The organism is Mesorhizobium sp. M0663 (genome assembly GCF_040320585.1).
Taxonomy (GTDB): Bacteria; Pseudomonadota; Alphaproteobacteria; order Rhizobiales; family Rhizobiaceae; genus Mesorhizobium.
On the sequence record NZ_JAMYPX010000008.1, the window covers coordinates 1 to 21,273 of the forward strand.

Below are 21,273 nucleotides of genomic sequence, written 5' to 3' on the forward strand. Positions count from 1 at the left end.
AACATCGAGGAGACGCTGAGCTTCTATCGGCTGCCGCTAGCTCACCACAAGCACATGAAGTCGACGAACATGCTGGAGCGGCTGAACCAGGAGATCAAGCGGCGCACCCTGGTCGTTCGCATCTTCCCCAACCCGCGGAGCTGTCTGCGGCTGGTTCGGGCATTGGCGGTGGAGATCCACGAGAACTGGCTCGAGGCGACCCGCTACCTCAACATGGATCATCTGCGCGAGCACAAGAAGGAGAGCCTGAGGGCCTTGGCCGCCTGAGCACCGTCATGTGTCCGCCGCTCCGCTAAACACGGGGGCTGCGCGGCGGACACGCCGACGTCACCGCAATGCCACGCCATTTTGCAGAACTTGACGCACACAACTCCGTTGAACCCGTTGGGCGGCTTGCTAGTCTGCCAAGCTCCTAACAGGGATAGCAACCTGGAATGAACACAGCACTGCTTTTGATGGCTCAGTATGGTGGCAAGGCCATCATCCCGATCGATGAGGTCTGCCGAGACTATTTCTCCCACCTGACGCCGCCGAAGTTGGTCCGAAAGATTTCCATGTGGGAAATTGCCCTTCCGCTCGTGCGGATCGAGGACAGTCAGAAGTGTGCCAAGGGCGTCCATCTCGCCGATTTGGCCAAATACCTTGAGTTCCGGACTGAGGCTGCGAGAAAGGAAATGAGGGGTCTCACGGAGTAGCGAGGGAGCGTGAATGAGGTTTCGTTCAGCCCTGCCGTACACAGCCGCCCGCGGCTTATGGCCTGATGAGCGACGAACTGGATCAACCGTTTCAAGGCCGGTACTGCATTTGGTACAGCACCACTTCAACAAAGACGCGTAATCGACTGTCTGAACTGCATGTTTGCTGGGACTGCGTCCCATCTGATGTTGGACACGATGGTACAACTTTGCAGTATCAAACGAGGCTTTTCGCGAAATGATCCTACAGAACACGCACGTGTCCCTGCGACGAGCCGAAGCAGCGCACCGGCTGCGTGGAACACGCTGACGGGAGGGGCCTGAAAAAGAAGATTATTAGTCGGCTGCCGAGGTCATTATGAATTCAAATGCCGTCAGCTATTTGTACAGTTCTGGCTTACTCATTGCGCCAATAACTGCCTTTCGCCCTTCTGATAGTGATTGCAGACCCGCCTCGGCAGCGATTGCAGCCCGGTATCCGTCCAGCAGCTTGCTCCGGCCGGAATTCCGCTGAGTATTGAATGGATCCAGGCCTGGGCCTGCAGGCGATAGGCATCGGTGAAGCGAGGACGCCAGTCCGCGGGATAGGCCGTTCCTCGCGACAGACCCGAATTGATCTCGGTGCGCAGGGGCGAAAGCAGCGAGACCGTTGCGGTGGAAGCGTAAGCGCCTCGCGGATCGCCTATGGATTTGGGCTTGACGTTTTCCGGAATCGCCAGGGCATGAGTTCCTCGATCTGGGTTTGCGGATGGCCGTTGATGATGGCGTCGAGGGTTTCGGCGAGGTAGGCGACCGGGTTGACGTCGTTGAGCCTGCAGGTGGCCACGATGGAGGCGAGCAGCGCCCAGTTGTCGAACGTAGTGCTGTGCTGCGATTGTCGACAGTGTCCCAGGAGCCTCTTAGGGACTATTGCCTCCAACGATCCGTTGCTTTCCCCACCCCAACTTTCAAAATTGTGGTAAAGTCTCGACGTTGTTATTGGCTTTGAGCGAGCGGTGTGAGGGCGCTGGAGGCTACCATGCACTTCATTAAGCTCCTGGTTGGCTCAGCAATATTGACAGCATCGGGGGCAGCGTTTGCGGCAGAGGAGGTGTCTGTCGAGAGAGGACGGCTGGTTTCCATCATCGGCAGCTGTCACGACTGCCATACTGACGGCTACAGGGAAGCCGAAGGCGCACTCGACCCCACCAAGGCATTGAGAGGGAAAGTAATAGGTTGGCGGGGGCCGTGGGGCACAACGTATGCAAGCAATCTGAGATGGAGCGCGCAAGACCTTAGCGAAGACGGGTATGTAACCTACATCAAGACACTTCGCACATTGCCGCCGATGCCTTGGTACAACGTTCGCGTCATGCCGGAGAGCGACATTCGGTCATTCTATCGATATGTGAAGTCGCTCGGTGATCCCGGCGCCTTCCTCCCGAGAACGGCGAGACCGGGGGAAGAGCCGAGGACGCCCTTCGTCACGCTGGAGCCACCGCAAATGCCGACACCTTGTTCACGCGACCTGGACTGCGGCGTGGGCGAAGTTTGCTCGGCCGCACCAGTCCGCCAATGCGTTAAGAAGTAGGCACCGTGGGCAGCGGCCCTCTTAAGACAGCCGACCCCAATTACGCGGTAGGGCGAAACCTTAAGTTTCGGAATAGTAGCGAACGCCGCCCTCGGGCCAGACGTCAAGTCAGACCGTCAATGATAAAACTTAGGGTGAGCGCCTCGCGGATCGCCTGTGGATTTGGGCTTGACGTTTTTCGGAATCGCCAGGGCATGAGTTCCTCGATCTGGGTCTGCGGATGGCCGTTGATGATGGCGTCGAGGGTTTCGGCGAGGTAGGCGACCGGGTTGACGTCGTTGAGCCTGCAGGTGGCGATGGAGGCGAGCAGCGCCCAATTTTCGGCCCCGACTTCGTGACCTGCAAACAGGGCATTTTTTTCTGGTCAGGCATACTGGCCTGATCGCGTTTTCAACCGGGTTGGTGTCGAGTTCCAGGCGGCCATCGTCCAGGAAGCGGGTCAGGCCTTGCCAGTGGCCGAGCCCATGCCGGATGTCTTCGGCCAGGCCAGAGCCGGAGGAGATCATCGATAGCTGCTTTTCGAACCATGGTTTCAGGGCAGCGATGATGGGCGCGGAATGCTCCCGTCGGGCGGCAAGCCGGGCTTGAGGTGATGCGAGCATCCGCGCGTGATCCGCACCCATTACCCTACGCCGATAATTCCAACGCGTATACTCAAGTTGACCTCCGTATTATTCCAATGCGTTCAGTCAAGCCAGCCGGTTGTCCGGGCTTTTCCGGCCTCGTGCGAGTCGGCGGCCGCCTGGATGAATTTCACCCAGCGCAGCCCGTCGAGCACGTTCGGAAACAAGATCGTGACTGCCTCCGCATGAACGGTTGCACGGTACAACGCGGTACGCGATGCCGTTTCGTGAGAGGCTTCTCGCAATGAATCCTGGCCGGCTCCGCGGGCGAAAGCGCGTCAGAGAAGCAGCCGCTGGTCCGTTGTAGGCAAGATGCGGATCATATCCGCAGTAGGATGAACCTGCCGTGCCGGCGTGTCTATCTTCTGAGGCTGACCGGTGCTGGCGGCGCGCTCAATGGCAAGCAGGGCGCGCACGTCGGCAAATCCTTCTCCACCGTCGGCTTCAGGCGGTTGTGCATTCAGGATGCAGTCGGAGAAATACGCGGTCTGTCCGGCGAAATGGTCTGTCTGCGGGAACGTCTTTTCGGTTCTGATGTCGCCATGCCGAAGCTTCATTTGCACGGCAGTCTCGAAACGGAAGCCAGGGTCGGCCGTTACGCTCCCCTTCGTTCCGGCCACGTGGTAAAAATCCGAATTGTCCGCGCCGAAGCTGGCAATGAACTGTGCAAGCCGGCCCTCGGGGAAGCGCAACGTCACGGCAATGCTTTCCTCTACCTCCCCGACTGAGGCGCTGCCGAAACTCCTTACCGCGACTGCCTCGATCGGCTCAGTGGCAAAGATATGGCGCGCGGCATTCAGGCAGTAGACGCCGATGTCCTGCAAGGGACCGCCCCAATAGGCGGCCTTGAGGCGGTGATTGTCGGACGACGCTACGAAGGAGAAGACCGCGGCAAAGATGCGGGGATCGCCGATCTCACCGCTGCGGATGCGCTCCAGCACCTCGACAGTGCCGGGCTCGTTGTGCAGCCGATACGCCGTCATCAGGTACGCTCCGCTCTCATTGGCGGCGGCGATCATCGCCTCGCATTCCGCCTCGGTCGTGGCCAGCGGCTTCTCAACGAGCGCGTGCTTGCCGGCTCTCAGGGCTCGGATCGCATAGTCGGCATGCATGGAGTTCGGCAATGCCACGTAAACTGCATCGGCGACGTCCGATGCGAGCATCTGGTCGTACTGCTCATAGCTGAAGACGTGTTCCACGCCGTAGAATTCGGCGAGCTTGGCGGCGTTTTTGGCCGAGCCGCTGACGATCGCCGTGATTGTCGAGTTTCCGGTCTGGGACACACCGGGCATAAAGGCTTCCTGTGTGATCCAGCCCGCGCCCACCACGGCATATCGTATCTTTCTCAATTGCTCCTCCCGAATGGGATCACTCCCGGCACTCGTCTAAAAATGGTCACGCCGTGGCCAGCGGAGCGTCTCTGAGGCCTGACGGCAGCGGTCGATTTGAGCCAGTCGCTCGATGGGTCTGTTGTCGCCTCTCAGGGGCAAAGGCGGGCAAGAGTCATCCCTCGCCCGCCGCAGAGTTGCGCCCCCCGCCTACTTTCCGATGCAGGTGTCGGCGGTTTCGGGGGTGCAGACGTCGAGACCGGTGTAGGTCGGGTCGGCCGGCGCGGGCTTGCCGTCCTTGATGTCCTTCAGCGCCAGCATGGTCTTGTAGCCCATTTCGAACGGCCGCTGTCCGACCTGGCCGAGCGACAGGCCTTCCTTCATCTGGTCCATCTGCACCGGCAGCGTGTCGGCGACGACCAGAGCCAGCTCCTTCTTGGCGATCTTATCCTTGTACGGCTCGACCGCAGCGCGATTCGCATCCGGTATGAATTGCGGAAAGCCGCCTGTCGGCACGAAGGCGTCGAGGTTTGGCGTCTTCGCCATGAAGTCCTGGAACTGCTGAACCGACAGAGGGAAGTCGTCGTTGGTATAGAGAGGGCAGCCCGGTGCTTCCGTCCAGCCGTTCTGGCCGGTCAGGGCATCACCTGGCGAGGCGGCCGACTCCTTGCCGGCCAGCGTATCGCGTATACCCTTCATGCGCTCATTGTGGTTGGCCGCGGCAGCTCCGCCCGACTGGATACAGATGGTGCCGCCTTTCGGCTTGATGGTCTGCACGATCTTGGCGAGGTTGACGCCAATTTCGTAATTGTGCGTGCCGATATAGGCGACACGCAGGTCCTTGTTCTCCGGTAGCACATCCGAGTCCCAGGTAAGCACGGGAATGCCCGCTTCCTTGGCGGCCTGAAGCGCGACGGCCATTGCCGCGGCGTTCGACGGGGCGACGGCGATGCCGTCGACCTTCTTGGCCACCAGGTCCTGCACGATCTGCACCTGCTCCTCGCCGCCGCCATGCTCGCCGGGGCCGATATACATGCATTCGATCGCGCCGCTGGATTCGGCTTCGGCCTTCTTGCAGCCGTCACGAGCCTGGTCGAAGAAAGGATTGTTCATGTTCTTCGGCACAAGGGCGAAGACGTATTTCTGCTGGGCATAGGCCTGCCCTGCCATCAGCGCGGAAAACGCCACGGCCGCCGTCAGAATGTATTTTTTCACCTGTTCCTCCACTTTGTTTTGACGTCCACTATCCCCGACGGCTTGCGGCCGCCGGATTCTATTTGCGCTTCCAGGTAAACATACCCTCCAGCGTCGCCCGCAGCGACTTGCCCGAGGTCTGCATGCCGAGAAGCACGGCAAGAATGATGAAGGCCCCGACAAAGGCGCCCTGCCAGTTCGAATCGATCCCGGCCATCAGCAGCGCGTTGCGGATGACCTCGAGGAAGGCCGAACCGATCACAGCGCCAAACGCGGTTCCGTAGCCGCCCATCAGGCTGGCCCCCCCGATGACGGTGCCGGCGATCACCCTCAACTCGTAGCCGGTTCCCATCGCGTTGATGGCCGAGCCGCTGTAGCCGAGCAGCAGCAGGGACGCGATCGATGCGGTAAATGCGCAGAAGACATAGGCCTGGAATTTGATCCAGTCGACGGGGACGCCGGTCATCCGCGAGGCGTTCTCGTTGCCGCCGATCGCGAAGAGGTGGCGCGCCCAGGCGGTGAAAATGAAGACGGAGCCGACGATGAGCGCGAGGATCACCATCACCCAGAACTGCGAGGACAGTTCCGGGATCCAATGAGGCACCCAGCCGTCAGGCGTGTGCCTCGGCCATTTGGCCTGGCCGATGGCCTTGACGATCGGCGCATCGGGTCCGAACTGGTAAAGCATCTGGTTGCCGGACAGCACGACCGCCAGCGAGCGCGCGATCGACAGCATGCCTAGCGTCACCACGAAGGACGGCATGCCGATATAGGCCACGAAGAAACCGTTAAAGGCTCCGCAGGCGATGCCTGCGAGCAGACCCGCGCCAAACGCCACATACCAAGGCTGGTGCCAAGTGAGCAGCAGGCCGGCGACGATCGCGACCAGCCCCATCACCGAGCCGACCGACAGATCGATGCCGCCGGTGATCAGCACCACCGTCATGCCCAGCCCCATGATGGCGATAGGTGCAAAATTGCGGGTGGTGTTGGTAACGTTGTCGACCGTGCCGAAGCTGGGCTCCAGCCACGTCATGAAGACCACCAACACGAAAAGCGCGATCGCGACCCAGAAGGCCTGGCTGGCGATCATCTTCTGGAAAACGCTCTGCTCTATTATGCCGACCACATCACCGATGGACGCATGGCCTTCCTTCAGCATGTCGCTCTGGCTATGCATCACGGATCGCTCCCGTAATTAGGCCGGTGATCTCCTCCGGCGATGTCTTCTCCGTCGCCTTGTCGGCCACTTTCGAGCCGCGTCTCAGCACGATGATGCGGTCGCAGACCGCGAACACATCGGGCATGCGGTGGCTGATCAGCATTACCGACACATTTTGCGATTTGAGCCGCCGGATCAGCTCCAGCACCTCGGCTACCTGGCGGACCGAAATCGCCGCGGTCGGCTCATCCATCAGCACGAGCTTGGAGTTGGATAGCCGGGTGCGGGCAATGGCGACCGCCTGCCGCTGGCCGCCTGACATTTTTTTGACCAGATCGCGCGGCCGCGTCTCCGACTTCAGCTCCGCGAACAGTTTTGCCGAGCGGTTGATCATCGCCTGCTTGTCGAGCACTCGGAGCGGCCAAAACCCCTTCTTCATCTCGCGGCCGAGAAAGACATTTTGGGCGGCCGTCAGATTGTCGGCCAAGGCCAGATCTTGATAGACGACCTCGATCCCTTCGCCCCGTGCCTCGATCGGCTTGTGGAAATGGCAGACCTTGCCGTCCACCGCGATTTCGCCGTCGGAGGGTGGGAAGTTCCCCGCAATCAGCTTCACCATGGTCGATTTCCCGGCACCGTTGTCGCCCATCAGGCCAACCACCTCGCCGGCAGCAACCGCGAAGCTAACATCTGACAAGGCACGGATAGCACCAAAGCTTTTCGAGACGCTTCGTACGTCCAGCACAGACACATTCTCCTCCCTGTGCGACGTCGACTTGAGCACTCAGCCGACGTACCTCTCTCCGGCTGCAATCTATATTGCAAAATGTACAAACATGCAACGTTTATTTCAGACGCATGCGGGGCGGCGACCAACTCTCCCTCGCATCAGTCTGTTCGCTGCCACTTGCTCTCCCGGGCCGAGCCCTGAATTGCCTCCACGAGTTCCTGGATGCGTTGGCCGGCCCGGAAGCCGAAAGACTCGTCTCGCTTCCCGGCGATCGCATCGACGAACCGCGCAATCTCGATAGCCTTCAGATCGTTGAAGCCGAGCTGATGGCCTGGTGCGACGCAGAAGAGTCCATAGGGATCGTGATCCGGACCGGCCTCGATGCGCCGAAAGCCACGCCGGCCGCCGGGATCGGCCGTGCTGTAGAAATGCAGCTCGTTGAAGCGCTCCTGGCTGAAGACGAGCGCCCCCTTGGTGCCATAAACCTCGAAATCGTGCTGCATCTTGCGGCCGGTGGCGACCCAGCTCGCTTCGATGCTGCCGGATGCACCATTGGCAAAACGCAGAAATGCGCGACCGATGTCGTCGACCTCGATGGTCCGGCGCCCGCCTCGGCCATCCGGACGGCTCGCTATGACGGTGACGGAATCGCCGAGGACCCGTTCCACCGAGCCAAGCAGAAACTCCGCCGTGGCCAGAGCATGGCTGCCCAGATCCGCCAATGCGCCACCGCCGACAGGATCGTGCCGGAAGGTAAATGGGCTTTCCGCATCCGCCATGTAGTCCTCGGCGTGAATGCCGCGATAGCTGCGGATCTCGCCCAACTCGCCCGCGCGGATCATCTGCCGCGCCAGCGCGAGCAGCGGGTTGCAGAGATAATTGAACCCGACCTGCGTCCTGACGCCGGCCGCTTCCGCCGCCTCGGCCATCCGTCGGGCATCCGCCGCAAGGGGCGCCAGCGGCTTCTCGCAATAGACGTGCTTGCCGGCGGCAATGGCGGCGAGCGCCATCTCCTTGTGGAAGCCGTTCGGCGCCGTGATATCGATCATATCGATCTCCGGGTCCTCGACCAGACGCCTCCAGTCCCCGCTCGCCCGCGCGAACCCCAAGGCCTGCGCCGCCTGCGCGGCGAGGTCCTCGGTTCTGTCCGCAACCGTGTGGAGCACCAGTTCGTAGGGAAGATCGAAGACACGTTGTGCGGCAGCAAAGCCGAACACATGGGTCTTGCCCATGAAGCCGGTGCCGATCAGGCCGATTCTGAGTTGAGGTTTTTCACCGGCCATTCAACTCGGCTCCGTTTACCACCAGCGCTGAGTCGATCCGCCCGGCGAAAAAATCGAGCACGTTCTGCACGGACGAGATTGCCATGCGCTCGCCGCACTCGGCGGTGAGCCCGGCAATGTGCGGCGTCAGAATCACCTGGTCGAAGCCGAAGAGCGGATGGTCCGCGGCGGGTGGTTCATCGTCGAAGACGTCGATACCGGCCGCTGCGATGCGCCCCGCTCGCAGCGCCGCAATCAGCGCCGCCTCGTCGACGATGCCGCCCCGCGCTGTGTTGATGAGAACAGCAGTCGGTTTTATCGCCGAGAGTTCCACGGGGCCGATCACCGGGCGCTCGGCCTTGGGTACGTTGACGGAGATCGCATCGGCCCAGGCGAGTCCCGTTTGCAAATCGCTCACCGGCGCGACCGGCCCCTCCGGCCAGCCTTGCCTCTCAAGGAATGGATCATAGGCACGCACGTCCATGCCGAATGCCGCCGCCATGTGCGCCAGGTGGCGGCCGATCCGGCCGAACCCGAGGATCAGAAGCCGCTTGCCCGAGAGTTCGCTTGGCTCCAGCCGGTTGCGCCAACCCCATTCGTTACCGCGCACCGAACGATCCGCTCGGATCAGCCGCTTGGTTGCCGCCAGCAACAGCATCATGGCGTGCTCGGCCACCGACACCGAGTTCACATCGCCGACGATCGCGAGAGCGATCCCGCGCCGATTGAGGGAGGATAGATCCACAGCGTCGTAGCCGACGCCATGGCGCGAGACGATCTTCAACCTCTCGGCGCGTGCGACGGTCGGAGCCGACAAGGGCTGGGTGCGAATGACGAGGCCATCGGCCTTGCCGATCAGAGGTGCGTAGCTTGGTTCGGAGACATCTTCGACATAGTCGTAGGTGACGCCGGGCGACGCATCGAGAAGTTCGATGCCGCTCGGATGAAGTTTTCCGGCGACCAGAACGTGCGGCATCAATAGCCTCCCTTGCCGGCTTCAAGAGAGGCGGGCTTCGCGCCGGTCAATTCGCGAAAGCGGGCAACACACGCCTGGGCCGCTGCTGCGAGCAGGCGGGAGTCGCCTGACACGGTGGTCATGTCGAAGCCCCATTGGATGGCGCGCGCGGCGTAGTCGGCCGTGCCGCAATGGAGCGCGGCGCGTTTGCCATGCCTCTTGCAGGCCGCGACTATGGTCCGCAGCGCCTCGATCATGTCAGGCTCCTCGCGGTCGAAAGCCGGTGCGAGACGTCCCTGGTGCAAGCTGAAGGTCAAGTCGGCGGGACCGACGTAGATGCCGTCAAGCCCGGGAGTCGCGGCGATCGCATCGAGATTGCGCATCGCCTCGGCGGTCTCGACCATGGCGAAGGCCAGGATTTCGTCATTGGCCTCGGCCGCATAATTGGCGCCCGCCGAAAAGTTGGCGCGTGTCGGCCCGAAACTGCGCTGGCCAGCCGGCGGATAGCGCAGGTAGCTGACGAACTCAGCCGCCTGCTCCGAGGTGTTGACCATGGGACAGATCACGCCATAAGCGCCGGCATCCAGCACCTTCATGATGATGCCCGGCTCCAGCCACGGCACGCGCGCCATGGGCACCACCCTGGATGCACGCATCGCCTGGAACATGGGAAGCAGCATCGAATAGTCGAGCGCGCCGTGCTGGACATCGATGCTCACGCTGTCATAGCCCTGCGCGGCCATGATCTCGGCGGTGAATGGACTGCCGATCGAAAGCCAGCCATTGATCGTGGGCCGCCCTTCGGCCCAGATCTGCTTGAGCTCGTTCTTGATCAAGGCGGCCTCCTCAGAACACGATCTGCGCAAGCTTGGTGTCGAGGTAGTCACCGATACCTTCGCTGCCGCCTTCGCGACCCATTCCGGAATATTTCGTGCCGCCGAACGGCGCTTCCGATGCGGCGAGAGCGAAGCTGTTGATGCCCACCATGCCTGCCTTCAGCTCGGCTACCGTGCGGCGCGCACGCTTCGGGCTCGACGTGAAGGCATAGGCCGACAATCCCATTGGCGAAGCATTCGCCCGCTCGAGCGCCTCCTCATCCGAGGAAAACCGGGTGATCGCCGCGATCGGCCCGAAATTCTCCTCGGCAAAGACCCTCATGTCGTCGGCAACATCGGTCAGGACCGTGGGCTCATGAAAATGGCCGGCATTGAACGCCGCAACCCGATGGCCACCCGCGACGAGCTTCGCACCGGCTTTCATAGCGTCGGACACGATGTCTTCGATCTCGGAAAGCCGGCCGGCATTGATGAGCGGGCCCATCTGCACGGATGGGTCGAGCCCGTCGCCCAGTTTCAACGCTTTGGCGCGTTGCACAAAGCCCTCGACGAAGGCGTCGTGCAGGCTTTCGTGGACGAAGAAACGATCCGGTGTGACGCAGACCTGGCCGGAATTGGCGTATTTGGTCGGCACGGAGACGTTGAGCGCGGCATCCAGATCGGCGTCGTCGAAGACGATCAGGGGCGCGTTGCCGCCAAGCTCCATAGACACCTTCTTCACCGTGTCGGCAGCATCGCGGATCATCTGCTGGCCGACGCGGGTCGAGCCGGTGAGGGACACCTTGCGCACCGCCGGCGAAGCCATGATCGGCGCATAGGTCGTGCTCGTGGGCCCAACGACCAGGCTGACGGTGCCGGCAGGAAGATTGCAGGCGCGGATGCAGTCGACCATCAGCATCGCCGTCCCGGGCGTCTGACTTGACGGCCGGACGATGGTCGAGCAGCCAGCGCCAAGCGCCGGCGCCACCTTGCGGGCGACCAGTGCCGCCGGAAAGTTCCAGGCGGTGAAGGCGGCTGCGATCCCGACAGGCTCGTGCAGAACTTCGAAACGACCGCCGGGCACGCGCGATTCGATGACGCGCCCATAGATCCGGCGGGCCTCCTCGGCGTACCAGCGGAACTGATCGACCGCCAGCCCCCATTCGCGCTCGGACTGGGCAATAGGTTTGCCGGTCTCGCTGGAGATCATCCGCGCGGCTTCGTCCTTGCGGCGGATCATCTCGTCCGCGATAGCATGCAGGGCGGACGCGCGCTCAAAACCACCCTTGGATTTCCATGCGGAAAACCCACGGGCGGCGCTAACCAGCGCCTCTTCCGTGTCCGCGCGGGTGGCGACCGGAGCCTCGCCCAGCGGCTTTTCCGTCACCGGGCTCGTCACCGGCGCCGTCCCGCCGTCGGATGCCTTGCGCCACTTCCCGTCGATGAACAGTCCGTAATTCGCGTACATGGCTTATCCGATCTCGCTGACCTTCACGAAGCGGCCTTCGACCGCCGATTTCATCGCCGCCTCAGCCAGGATCAGGGCGCGGCGCCCGTCCTCAAAACCGACCAGCGGCGGCTCGCCCTTCTCGACGCAGGTGACGAAGGCGTCGATCTCGGCATCGAACGCTTCGCGGTATCGCTCGATGAAGAAGTCGAGATAAGGCGCGGCGGCTTCGGTTTGCGCGACCGAGTAGCGGCGCAGTTCGTGAGGCTTCCTGTTGCCGCTGATCACCATGCCGGTGCTGCCCAGCAACTCGACGCGCTGGTCGTAGCCATAAGTGGAGGTTCGGGAGTTGTTGATGTGGCACTGCTTGCCGCTTTTGGTCCGCATCACGACCATGACGCTGTCGTAGTCGTTCAGCTCCGCCATCATGGCCGGGTCGATCAGCCGGCCACCGATGGCGAACACCTCCTCCGGCTCCTCTCCCAGCATGAAGCGGGCCAGGTCGAAATCGTGGATCGTCATGTCGCGAAAAAGCCCGCCCGCGACCTCGTAGTAGGAACGGGGCGGCATGCCCGGATCACGCGAGGTGATAATAACCTGGTGCAGGTCGCCGATCTCGCCGGATCGTACGGCGTTCCACGCCGCACGATGACCGGGGTCGAAACGTCGGTTGAAGCCGATCTGGACCGGCACGCCCTTGGACAAAATTGCTTCGGCGCAACGGTTCACCCTTTCCAGGCTAAGATCGATCGGCTTCTCGCAGAGCACGGGTTTGCCAGCGGCCACCGCCTTTTCGATGTAGTCGGCATGCGTGTCAGTCACCGTCGCGACAAGGACCGCATCTACATCTGCCGAGGCAAATACCTCGTCCGCGGATCCCGAAGCGCGAACGCCGTGCCGCGCCGCGACAGTCTCCGCGGACGATTCGTCGATGTCATAGACGGTGGCTAGTTCCGCACGAGGATGTGCGGCGATGTTTGCCGCATGCATCCTGCCAATCCGACCGCAGCCGAGCACAGCTATCCTGAGCAAGAAGTCCTCCCGGTTTGAATTTTTGCAATGATCGTTGCAAACATATTGATTTGTCAATGGGCATTCCGTATAGATTTGGAAAGACCGTCGTTAGGGAGGAGACAAAGATGACCAGGGCCACCGTCCGTCTGACCATGGCACAGGCGCTCGTGCGCTATCTGTGCAACCAGTTCACGGTCGTCGACGGCGAGAAAGTTCCGCTTTTTCCGGGAGTCTTCGCCATCTTCGGGCACGGCAACGTGACGTGCCTTTCTGAAGCACTCGAGGCGGTGAAGCACGTGCTGCCGACCTGGCGCGGCCAGAATGAGCAGTCGATGGCGCTTGCAGCGATCGGCTTTGCAAAGGCGAAGCGCCGGCGCCAGATCATGGTTGCGGCGACCTCGATCGGTCCGGGTGCGCTGAACATGGTGACGGCGGCGGGTGTCGCCCATTCGAACCGGCTGCCGGTGCTGATGCTCTCAGGCGACACCTTCGTCAGTCGCCGGCCCGATCCGGTCATGCAGCAGGTCGAGCACTTCGGCGACCCGACCATCAACGTCAATGACGCCTTTAAGGCGGTCACGCGCTACTGGGACCGCATCGTCCATCCCGAGCAGATCATCTCGTCGTTGCCGCAGGCGGTTGCGGTGCTGCTTGATCCGGCCGATTGCGGGCCTGCCTTCATCGCTTTGCCGCAGGATGTGCAGGAGATCGCCTGGGATTATCCCGAAGCCTTCTTCGAACAGACGGTGAATGAGGTGCCGCGCCCCCGGCCCGATCGCAGCCGGCTCGCCGAAGCGACGCGCCTCCTCAAAGGCGCAAAGCGGCCGCTGATCATCTCGGGTGGTGGCGTGCGTTATTCGGGTGCCGAGAAGGTTCTTGGCGATTTCGCCAAAAGGCATGGGATCCCGCTCGCGGAGACGATTGCCGGCAAAGGCACGGTTACGCACGACCACCCCGCGCATGTCGGACCGATCGGCATCGTCGGCTCAACCTCCGCCAACGCGCTGGCGGCGGAAGCCGACGTGATCATCGCCGTCGGCACACGGCTCATGGACTTCACCACCGGATCCTGGAGCGCCTTCTCGGCCGACGCAAAGTTCGTCTCGATCAATGCCGCACGCTGGGATGCCACCAAGCACCGGGCGCTCGCCGTCGTCGGCGACGCGCTGGAGACGGTGAGCGAACTCGAAGGTGCCCTCGGCGACTGGAAAGCGGAGAGGGCCTGGACAGACAAGGGTCGCATCGAGTTCGCCAAGTGGAACACGATGCTTGACGGCTTCCAGAAGCCGACCAACGAGCCGGTCCCGACCTATGCGCAGGTCGTAGGCGTGGTGAACGCCAAGGCGGGCGAGCGTGACCTGCTGATCACCGCGGCCGGCGGACTGCCCGGCGAGGTGATGAAGAACTGGCGGGTGAAGGAACCCAACACTTTCGACTGCGAGTTCGGCTTCTCCTGCATGGGTTATGAAATCTCTGCCGGCTGGGGCGCGGCCATGGCCGACCCTACCCGCACGCCGATCGTCATGATCGGCGACGGCACCTACATGATGATGAACTCCGACATCTATTCGTCGGTGCTCGCCGGCCACAAGATGATTCTCGTGGTATGCGACAATGGCGGCTATGCGGTGATCAATCGGCTGCAGAACGCCAAGGGCGGCGCCTCCTTCAATAACCTTATCAAGGACTGCCGGGTCAAGGAGCCGTTCTCGGTCGACTTCGCCAAGCACGCGGAAGCCATGGGCGCGCTGGCGCGGCGTGTCGAAAGCCTTGCCGATCTCGGCCAAGCGATCGAATGGGCGAAGACCACCGACCGAACCACCGTCATTGCCATCGTCTCCGACGCCTTCAGCTGGACGCCCGGGGATGCATGGTGGGACGTCGGCGTGCCCGAGATCAGCGGGCGCCAGCAGGTCCGCGACGCGCATGCCGCGCAAACCGAAGGTCGCAAGAAGCAGCGCGTGGGTGTCTGAACCGTTCGGGCGCGCGGGGGCGTCCCCTGCCGGAACGATGCAAAACTCCCTGAGCATTGTTCCGGCAGTTTTTTGTCGCTGCGCAGGCAGCCAGCAGCATTCGAAAATCATGATTGGAGATGACGATGAGAGCCAAGCTTGGCATCGCGCCGATCGCCTGGTGGAACGACGACCTTCCCGAACTGAGCGACGACGTCTCGCTGGAGGAGTGCCTGCGGCAGGCCCGTGAGGCCGGCTTCACCGGCATGGAGACTGGCCGCCGCTTCCCGATGGACGCGGCGGTGCTTGAGCCCATCCTGAGGCAGCATGCCATGAGCGTCTGTGGCGGCTGGTTCTCCGGCCGCTTGCTGGTCGGCAATATCGATGAAGAGAAGGACCGCATCGCCGCGCAGATGGAGTTGTTCAAGGCGACCAACGCACCCTGCATCGTCTATGGCGAGACGGGTCGCACCATTCAGGGCGACCGCGGAACGCCGCTGGCTATGCGCCCGCGTCTCGACGACGATCAGATCAAGGCCTACGGCCGTAAGCTCACCACTTTCGGCGAATGGTGCGCGGGTCAGGGGATGCCGATTTGCTACCACCACCACATGGCCGCGCCGATCGAAAGCGAACAGGACGTCGATCTGCTGATGAAGCATTCCGGCGAGGGTCTGCCCCTGCTCTACGATGCCGGCCATATGGCCTTTGCCGGCGGCGACGTGCTGCGGGTGGTGGACAAGCACCACGCCCGCATTTCGCATGTACACACCAAGGACATCCGCCAAGCGGTCGTGGACGGGCTCGACCGCAGCCGGGAAAGTTTTCTCGACGCAGTGGTAAAGGGGGCCTTCACCGTACCCGGTGACGGCTCGCTCGACTTCGAGGCGATCGTGAAGCGGCTGGCCTCCTACGGTTACGAAGGCTGGTTCGTCGTTGAAGCCGAGCAGGATCCCGTCAAAAGTCCGCCACTCGAAATGGCGAAGATCGGGCATAAGGAATTGCGGCGCGTCATGGCCGCGGCTGGCTACACTGTGGAGAGCTGAAGTATGAATCGCATGGATGGAAAGGTCTGCGTTGTCACGGGTTCAACGCAGGGGTTGGGAGCGGCCATTGCGCGCCGGCTGGCGGAAGCCGGCGCTGCCGGTCTTGTCACTCTCGGCCGCAACGAGGCGAAGGGCCGTGCCGCGGCCGAGGCGATCACGCACGACACCGGCGTGCCTGTCCACTTTGTCAAGGCCGATCTCGGCAAAGTCGAGGATTGCCGAAGCGTGATGGCGGAGGCCGAGCGCGTTTATGGCAAGATACATGTGCTGGTGAACGCCGGTGCCCGCACGGACCGTGGCACCATCCTCGATACCTCGCCCGAACTTTTCGACGCCCTGTTCGCCGTCAACGTGCGCGGACCCTACTTCCTGATGCAGGAGGCCATCCGCCGCATGATCCGCGACGGCATTGAAGGCGCCATCTGCAACATCGGCTCGATCTCGGAACATGCCGGCCAGCCTTTCATCAACGTTTACTGTGCCACTAAGGCGGCGCTGGCGACGCTGACCCGCAACACGGCGTTTTCCGTCATGAAGAACCGCATCCGCGTCAACCAGCTGGATGTCGGCTGGATGGCGTCTGATAACGAGCGAGAATTGCAGGCGAGTGAGACGGGCGATCCCAATTGGGAAGCGAAAGCCGTTGCGAACCTGCCTTTCGGCCGGCTGGTCGATCCGGCCGAGGCCGCCCGCACCGTCAACTTCCTCGTTTCGGACGATGCCGGGCTCATGACAGGTGCGGTGGTGGATTACGACCAGACAGTCCTCGGTGCCGCATCCGGCCCCATGGCCGTGCCTGAAAAGGCGATGGCGCTCTCGCCTTCCGACACTGATTGAGAATCGACGGCCGGCGGTCCGAAAATGCTGCAATGAGGCCAGGTTTCGCGGTTCGCAGTCCCTACCGCTCGGTAACCGTTGGAATGCGGGGATCGACTGCGTTGTTCTGAAGCCTGGCCGCCAAGGCCACGGTCAAAGCCTGCGCAAGACACATAGGAGCCGCCAGCGAGCGCGAGAAAGTGTATTCGTGCTCCGGTACGGCGAACAGAACGCGCGCGCTCTTGGCCAATGGAGACAGCGTGCTGTCCGAGATCGCCACGATGGGTACACCTCTCCCCACGGCTTCTTCCACAACATTGACGACCTCGTTCGCATAGAAGCGGAACGACACCGCAAACAGCAGGTCCGTCTTCCGCATCGCGCGGGCCATATGCGTGGCCAGTCCGCCGCCCGGATCCAGGAGCACGCAGCGCTTACCTAGCATGGTCAGTATATAGCGAAGGAGTTCGACGACCGGTGCCGAGCGAAGTTGTCCCATCAGATAGATGACGTCGGCCTTCTCGAGCAGGCTAACGGCTTCTGCCAGATCCTCGGGTTGAAGATCGGTGAGCATCTCTTTCAGGGACGCGATGTCACGGACGACCAGGTCGTGCATCAATCCCATCTCGCTGCGATCTGTCCGCTCCCCCAGTTCCTTCTCCAACGCCTTGACGCGGGCTTCGAAGCCGGGAGCCGCGGTGGACAATCGTTTCTGGAAGAGGCTCTGCAGGTCCTTGAACCCTTCATACCCCAATGCTTGGGCAAATCGGACGAAGCTGGACGCGTGAACGCCGCTGCCTTCCCCGATCGAGTTCACCGATCGCACCGCGACGTCATTCGGATTTTGGGTGAGGTACAACGCAATCTTCTGGTACGACTTGCTCATCCCATCATACCGGTCGTGTATCACGCGGATGAGATCCTCATAGTCCTTGGGAGCCTCGACCTTCTCGTCCACGATGCACATCCTTGCAATTTTTGTTGCATGATGGCGTCTTTGAAGGTTTTTGACCAGCAGAGAGTTGTCAACTCTGTTATCGGGTCTGTTATCGGGCCACAAGTTGTGTGCGCACCGCGCGTCCGCGCACCAAGAGGGCTGCGACAGCTCCGTGCGAAGGAGAAGCGTCAGAGGAGCAGCGGTTTCGGACCCTTGAGCAGCTTTACGGCGATGTTCTCGAAGTTTGGCGACCGTGGACGGCGGCGAGACAGCAGGGGAAGGCCCTGGACTGTGGTCACCACATGGCTGAGGAAGCACCGGATGCGCTCGCGGCCGAAATCCTGCGATTCTTGGGACCCTGCTAGGCTCTGCCTGCCGTGGCACGTATCGAAGCATTGACGCCCGGCAAGCCATGTTGTCCGCTTCGCCCGCAATGCGGACCCAATGTGAGGGCTTCGGAACTTCGACTTTGGGTCAAATGCCGAATTTGGTCCGCTGTAACATAGCTCCGACTTCCTTGCGCGCCGAGCACGAAATACCACCGATCCTGCCGACATCATGGCACACCTCGAGTAAAGCCTTCGTCTCGAGCCCCTCGCCCCGATTTTGTTCGCGCGATAGAAGCGGCGGTTGGCGATTAAGCAGCATGGAATCGCCGAATTCATGCGCGCGGTAGCGGTAGGCGGCAAAGGCTGTGGAGGCCTTGGCGAGCAGAGCATCGTCGGCAAAGGCGCGCAGGAGCTCGAAATGGCTTTCGCCGGGCTGGTGGACGCCTGTGAGAATCGCATCGACCACGCGAAGCCGCGTGCCCCGCGCGATGCGCCCTGTCGCAATGCCATTTCCGGCACGCACATTGCCGCCGGGATTGGCGGCTGCCTCAAGTGCGCGCACTACGCTCGTGCCGATCGCAATGATGCGGCTGCCGCGGAGCTTCGCCCGCGCGACCTGCGCCGCGGTGCGCCCAGGGATGCGGTATGGCTCGTCGAAGGGAAGGCGCGAGTCGAGCGCGGGATCGCCGGTGGAAGAGACGCCCGCAGCATGCGTGAGGGTTGCAAAGCCAACGTCGTGCCGACGCCAGGCTTGGAGCGTGCGCCAGTCGAGCGCGAAGCCTGCCGACGGCGCCTCGAACGCGACCGGCCCGGCGGCAATCTTCGTCCAAACATCCCACAGTGCCAACGGCTCGGGAACATGCGCGTATTGGATCGGCCGGCCGTAGTGCGCCAGTCCTGCAAGCACCGCTGCGCGGTTGCCTGGGAAGTGCAACTCGAGAAGGCGTGGATGGTCGAGAAGGCGCTCGACGACGGCGTCAAGCGAGCCGAGCCGGAGGCGATCGCCTGGTGACAGCGGAGGCGGAGGCAGCCGGTCTTCCGTGCGCGTGCGGTGATCGCCCGAGCCGAAGGCAATCGCCACGAAACGGGTTGGATCGGGAAGTGACAGCCAGCCCGCCAGGCGGATCTCGATCGCCTCACCGCTTGGGACATGCGTGCCGTGCAAGCTGGCAGGCAAGGTCGCGGCGTCATTGGCGACGACCAGATCGCCGGGGTTGAACAGCGTCGCGAGTCCAACTCGCGGCAGGTCGCGCATCGTGCCGTCCGCCTCGACGACGAACAGCCTGGCGGAGCGCCGATCGGGACGATCGGCGGCAATCATCCATGTGCTCCGGCGAGAAGCGTAGAGCGGACCGGCAACGCGTCGAGCATCTTTTCGATGATCTCGGCAGCTGCCTGCTCGGGGCGCTTCAAGGTCGCCGGATCAGCATCAGGGATCGCGAGCGCGTGCAGTGGGGTGTCCATATCGCCGGGGTCAGGCGCGAGGAGCCGGATGCCGTCTGCTTTCGCCTCCTCGTCCCAAATCGCCGTCACATGGGCAAGAGCGGCCTTGCTCGCGCCGTATGCTCCCCAGCCGGGATAGGCGTTCACCGCGGCGTCGCTGGAAATGTTGATGACCAGCGCGCCGCGGCCCTCGCGTGCGGACGCGGCAAGCGCACCGAACAGGGCTTTCGTCAGCCGGAACGCGCCGACGAGATTGACCGCGAGCGCCATTTCCAGCTCCTCGCACTCGGTATCGGCAAGGAGCGCCAGAGGGACAGGGCCGAGGCTCGACGCATTGTTGATCAGGACGTCGAGCCCGCCGAGGCTGGCAGTGACCTGCAACGCGATCGGGTAGATGTCCTCCTTCTTGCCGACGTCGCCGACAATACCGTGCGCGCCCGTCTCGTCGGCGATGCGTTCGACATTCGCGGCGGTGCGGGCGACGAAGGCGACGCACGCATTCATCGCGGCAAGCTGCCGCACAAGCGCCATTCCGAGCCCGGAGGTGCCGCCCGTAACCGCCACGCGAAGTCCCTGAAGATCAATATTCGACTGCATTGCCGGTGCTCCTTCAAGCTTTATGGCGCCTTCTACAAGTTCAAGTTAACTTGAAGTCAAGCGGGAATCGTGCTTTCGTTCATGCATGGATTCCATGCTGACCATCACCGACGTGGCGCGGCGCAGCGGCGTCGCATCATCGGCCCTGCGCTTCTACGAGGAGCGCGGGCTGATCGCGTCCGAGCGGGCCGGCTCGGGACACAGACGCTACCCGCGATCCGTGCTGCGCCGGATCGCCTTCATCGTCTTCGCGCAGCGAATTGGGCTGACGCTTGAGGAGATCGGCGGCGAGCTGGCCAAGTTGCCAGCCGATCGCGTGCCGTCGCGTCGGGATTGGTCGCGGTTATCGGGCCAGTGGACCAAGCGCATCGACCAGCGCATCGCCGAGTTGCAGCGCCTGAGGTCGGGGCTTACCGAGTGCATCGGTTGCGGCTGCCTGTCGATCGACCGGTGTAGCCTTGCGAACCCTGCCGATATGGCAGGACGCAAGGGGCCGGGGCCGAGGTATTGGCTGGGGTGAGTTGGCAGCCAAGTGCGAGACGCTGCGGACCGGTAACGTTCAGCGGCGGTATTGTTTGTCACTGACTTTCTCCATCCACTCGACGGCGTTGCCATCAATTGCTTGCGCCGTCCTGCCAGACGGTTCGTTCCTTCTAAAGATGCGGCTGCATTTCAGCGGGCCAAGCAAAATAAGGAATACGTCGAACTGCTCCGGGTGCGGCAGTCATCGACCTCTTCAGCCCCGCCCGAAACGCTGAGCGTTGGAGCCGTTGCGCGTTGCCACAGGCTGATCGGATTGATCCGGCAGTTGGCGATACCTTTCTTGCGGCAACGAAGGACGAAAACGGTGTCTAGGCCATCGGTAATGGTAGCCTGTTCAAAATTTCGCCAATCGTTGGCTGATCGCCCGCACAGTACTGCATTCGGACAGCATGACCCAAGACTTTACATTAAGTATTCGAATTTGTTCGCTTTCGGCGCAGTTGGTCCCGCCCATCATTGAACCGACACGAATCTCATAACCGATTTCCTGCCAAGCGATCGCCGTGTGAAGCTTGTCAAACTCACCCCAAAGGTGCCGCAATATCGAGGAATGCTAATGATAAGGTAATCATAAGCGACCTCCCGAGATACTCGCGCTCCCACGCACTGATCCGGATCAGCTGATTGCCTCTCCTCAGGTAATTATAGCCCACCAAATCCGGCATTGCCTGCGTCCTCCGATCGGTTTGGTCGGATCGGATGAGGCATTCCGGCCCGCCGACAGCCTGTGGATCGATTCGGTCTCGTGTCCGGTTCAAGGGCATCGACCCGTCTGAGTCCGCTCAGCAATTCATGTGGCCGGATGTGGCTAGCTG

19 protein-coding genes and 1 pseudogene are annotated in these 21,273 nt (G+C 62.2%); 6 read left to right on the forward strand and 14 right to left on the reverse strand.

Annotated elements, in window-relative coordinates; all coding sequences use genetic code 11:
• The coding region (locus tag NKI54_RS16455) for a transposase (protein ID WP_352579748.1) at nt 1–267 on the forward strand (267 nt) is incomplete at its 5' end.
• A gap of 167 nt (nt 268–434) precedes the next feature.
• Nucleotides 435–695, forward strand: a complete 261-nt coding sequence (locus NKI54_RS16460; RefSeq protein ID WP_352638478.1) for a pyocin activator PrtN family protein — start codon at nt 435–437, stop codon at nt 693–695.
• A gap of 682 nt (nt 696–1,377) precedes the next feature.
• On the opposite strand, the gene NKI54_RS36500 is transcribed toward NKI54_RS16460, so the two are convergent.
• The 11 genes and pseudogenes from NKI54_RS36500 to iolG all read right to left on the reverse strand — a co-directional run bounded on the left by NKI54_RS36500 (nt 1,378) and on the right by iolG (nt 12,813).
• Complete coding sequence (locus NKI54_RS36500; RefSeq protein WP_502894573.1) at nt 1,378–1,719, reverse strand: transposase domain-containing protein; 342 nt, start codon at nt 1,717–1,719, stop codon at nt 1,378–1,380.
• 649 nt (nt 1,720–2,368) lie between these two features.
• Nucleotides 2,369–2,855, reverse strand: a pseudogene (locus tag NKI54_RS16470) (IS66 family transposase); the annotation flags it as partial.
• Nucleotides 2,856–3,166: 311 nt separating this feature from the next.
• The gene (locus tag NKI54_RS16475) at nt 3,167–4,216 is read right to left on the reverse strand and encodes a Gfo/Idh/MocA family protein (protein ID WP_352449985.1); all 1,050 of its coding nucleotides are present in this window, start codon (nt 4,214–4,216) and stop codon (nt 3,167–3,169) included.
• Between the two features lie 210 nt (nt 4,217–4,426).
• Entirely contained in the window at nt 4,427–5,431 is a 1,005-nt protein-coding gene (locus NKI54_RS16480) for a substrate-binding domain-containing protein (protein ID WP_023676588.1), read from the reverse strand.
• A gap of 58 nt (nt 5,432–5,489) precedes the next feature.
• Entirely contained in the window at nt 5,490–6,590 is a 1,101-nt protein-coding gene (locus NKI54_RS16485) for an ABC transporter permease (RefSeq protein WP_156937342.1), read from the reverse strand.
• Nucleotides 6,583–7,323: an ATP-binding cassette domain-containing protein gene (locus NKI54_RS16490; RefSeq protein WP_023676590.1), complete on the reverse strand. Its 741-nt coding sequence runs from the start codon at nt 7,321–7,323 to the stop codon at nt 6,583–6,585. The genes NKI54_RS16485 and NKI54_RS16490 overlap by 8 nt, the downstream gene beginning before the upstream one ends.
• Before the next feature lie 137 nt (nt 7,324–7,460).
• Nucleotides 7,461–8,585, reverse strand: coding sequence for a Gfo/Idh/MocA family protein (locus NKI54_RS16495; RefSeq protein WP_352691971.1), 1,125 nt, complete (start codon nt 8,583–8,585; stop codon nt 7,461–7,463).
• Complete coding sequence (locus tag NKI54_RS16500) at nt 8,575–9,540, reverse strand: hydroxyacid dehydrogenase (protein WP_352579551.1); 966 nt, start codon at nt 9,538–9,540, stop codon at nt 8,575–8,577. The genes NKI54_RS16495 and NKI54_RS16500 overlap by 11 nt, the downstream gene beginning before the upstream one ends.
• Nucleotides 9,540–10,355, reverse strand: coding sequence for an HpcH/HpaI aldolase family protein (locus NKI54_RS16505; protein ID WP_352579550.1), 816 nt, complete (start codon nt 10,353–10,355; stop codon nt 9,540–9,542). Before NKI54_RS16505 ends, NKI54_RS16500 begins: the two co-directional genes overlap by 1 nt.
• A 10-nt stretch (nt 10,356–10,365) precedes the next feature.
• A complete protein-coding gene (locus NKI54_RS16510) occupies nt 10,366–11,802 on the reverse strand; it encodes an NAD-dependent succinate-semialdehyde dehydrogenase (RefSeq protein ID WP_023676594.1) in 1,437 nt (478 codons plus the stop codon).
• A 3-nt stretch (nt 11,803–11,805) separates the two neighbouring features.
• A complete protein-coding gene (gene iolG / locus NKI54_RS16515; RefSeq protein ID WP_352458352.1) occupies nt 11,806–12,813 on the reverse strand; it encodes an inositol 2-dehydrogenase in 1,008 nt (335 codons plus the stop codon).
• Between the two features lie 107 nt (nt 12,814–12,920).
• Here iolG and iolD point away from each other — a divergent pair, with 107 nt between their 5' ends.
• The 3 genes from iolD to NKI54_RS16530 all read left to right on the forward strand — a co-directional run bounded on the left by iolD (nt 12,921) and on the right by NKI54_RS16530 (nt 16,630).
• Nucleotides 12,921–14,768 (forward strand): 3D-(3,5/4)-trihydroxycyclohexane-1,2-dione acylhydrolase (decyclizing), encoded by a 1,848-nt coding sequence (gene iolD, locus NKI54_RS16520; RefSeq protein WP_352541472.1) that lies wholly within the window; start codon nt 12,921–12,923, stop codon nt 14,766–14,768.
• Between the two features lie 125 nt (nt 14,769–14,893).
• Entirely contained in the window at nt 14,894–15,793 is a 900-nt protein-coding gene (gene iolE, locus NKI54_RS16525; RefSeq protein WP_023676597.1) for a myo-inosose-2 dehydratase, read from the forward strand.
• A gap of 3 nt (nt 15,794–15,796) precedes the next feature.
• On the forward strand, nt 15,797–16,630 hold the full coding sequence (locus NKI54_RS16530) for an SDR family oxidoreductase (protein WP_023676598.1): 834 nt from the start codon (nt 15,797–15,799) through the stop codon (nt 16,628–16,630).
• A 61-nt stretch (nt 16,631–16,691) separates the two neighbouring features.
• Here NKI54_RS16530 and NKI54_RS16535 read toward each other — a convergent pair whose 3' ends face one another.
• The 3 genes from NKI54_RS16535 to NKI54_RS16545 form a co-directional block, all read right to left on the reverse strand.
• A complete protein-coding gene (locus tag NKI54_RS16535) occupies nt 16,692–17,567 on the reverse strand; it encodes a MurR/RpiR family transcriptional regulator (protein WP_245274693.1) in 876 nt (291 codons plus the stop codon).
• A 453-nt stretch (nt 17,568–18,020) separates the two neighbouring features.
• Complete coding sequence (locus NKI54_RS16540; protein WP_352691975.1) at nt 18,021–19,196, reverse strand: S-adenosylmethionine:tRNA ribosyltransferase-isomerase; 1,176 nt, start codon at nt 19,194–19,196, stop codon at nt 18,021–18,023.
• Nucleotides 19,193–19,915 (reverse strand): SDR family NAD(P)-dependent oxidoreductase, encoded by a 723-nt coding sequence (locus NKI54_RS16545; protein WP_352691977.1) that lies wholly within the window; start codon nt 19,913–19,915, stop codon nt 19,193–19,195. Before NKI54_RS16545 ends, NKI54_RS16540 begins: the two co-directional genes overlap by 4 nt.
• A gap of 85 nt (nt 19,916–20,000) precedes the next feature.
• Between NKI54_RS16545 and soxR the strand changes: the two genes are divergently transcribed.
• Nucleotides 20,001–20,435 (forward strand): redox-sensitive transcriptional activator SoxR, encoded by a 435-nt coding sequence (gene soxR / locus NKI54_RS16550; RefSeq protein WP_352450000.1) that lies wholly within the window; start codon nt 20,001–20,003, stop codon nt 20,433–20,435.
• The last annotated feature ends 838 nt before the right edge of the window (nt 20,436–21,273 follow it).

Excerpts from the sequence above, each read along its gene's own strand:
- NKI54_RS16460 (WP_352638478.1), top strand. The coding sequence starts at position 435 with ATGAACACAGCACTGCTTTTGATGGCTCAGTATGGTGGCAAGGCCATC.
- NKI54_RS16485 (WP_156937342.1), bottom strand. The coding sequence starts at position 6,590 with ATGCATAGCCAGAGCGACATGCTGAAGGAAGGCCATGCGTCCATCGGT.
- NKI54_RS16495 (WP_352691971.1), bottom strand. The coding sequence starts at position 8,585 with ATGGCCGGTGAAAAACCTCAACTCAGAATCGGCCTGATCGGCACCGGC.
- NKI54_RS16500 (WP_352579551.1), bottom strand. The coding sequence starts at position 9,540 with ATGCCGCACGTTCTGGTCGCCGGAAAACTTCATCCGAGCGGCATCGAA.
- NKI54_RS16510 (WP_023676594.1), bottom strand. The coding sequence starts at position 11,802 with ATGTACGCGAATTACGGACTGTTCATCGACGGGAAGTGGCGCAAGGCA.
- iolD (WP_352541472.1), top strand. The coding sequence starts at position 12,921 with ATGACCAGGGCCACCGTCCGTCTGACCATGGCACAGGCGCTCGTGCGC.
- iolE (WP_023676597.1), top strand. The coding sequence starts at position 14,894 with ATGAGAGCCAAGCTTGGCATCGCGCCGATCGCCTGGTGGAACGACGAC.
- NKI54_RS16530 (WP_023676598.1), top strand. The coding sequence starts at position 15,797 with ATGAATCGCATGGATGGAAAGGTCTGCGTTGTCACGGGTTCAACGCAG.
- NKI54_RS16540 (WP_352691975.1), bottom strand. The coding sequence starts at position 19,196 with ATGATTGCCGCCGATCGTCCCGATCGGCGCTCCGCCAGGCTGTTCGTC.
- NKI54_RS16545 (WP_352691977.1), bottom strand. The coding sequence starts at position 19,915 with ATGCAGTCGAATATTGATCTTCAGGGACTTCGCGTGGCGGTTACGGGC.
- soxR (WP_352450000.1), top strand. The coding sequence starts at position 20,001 with ATGGATTCCATGCTGACCATCACCGACGTGGCGCGGCGCAGCGGCGTC.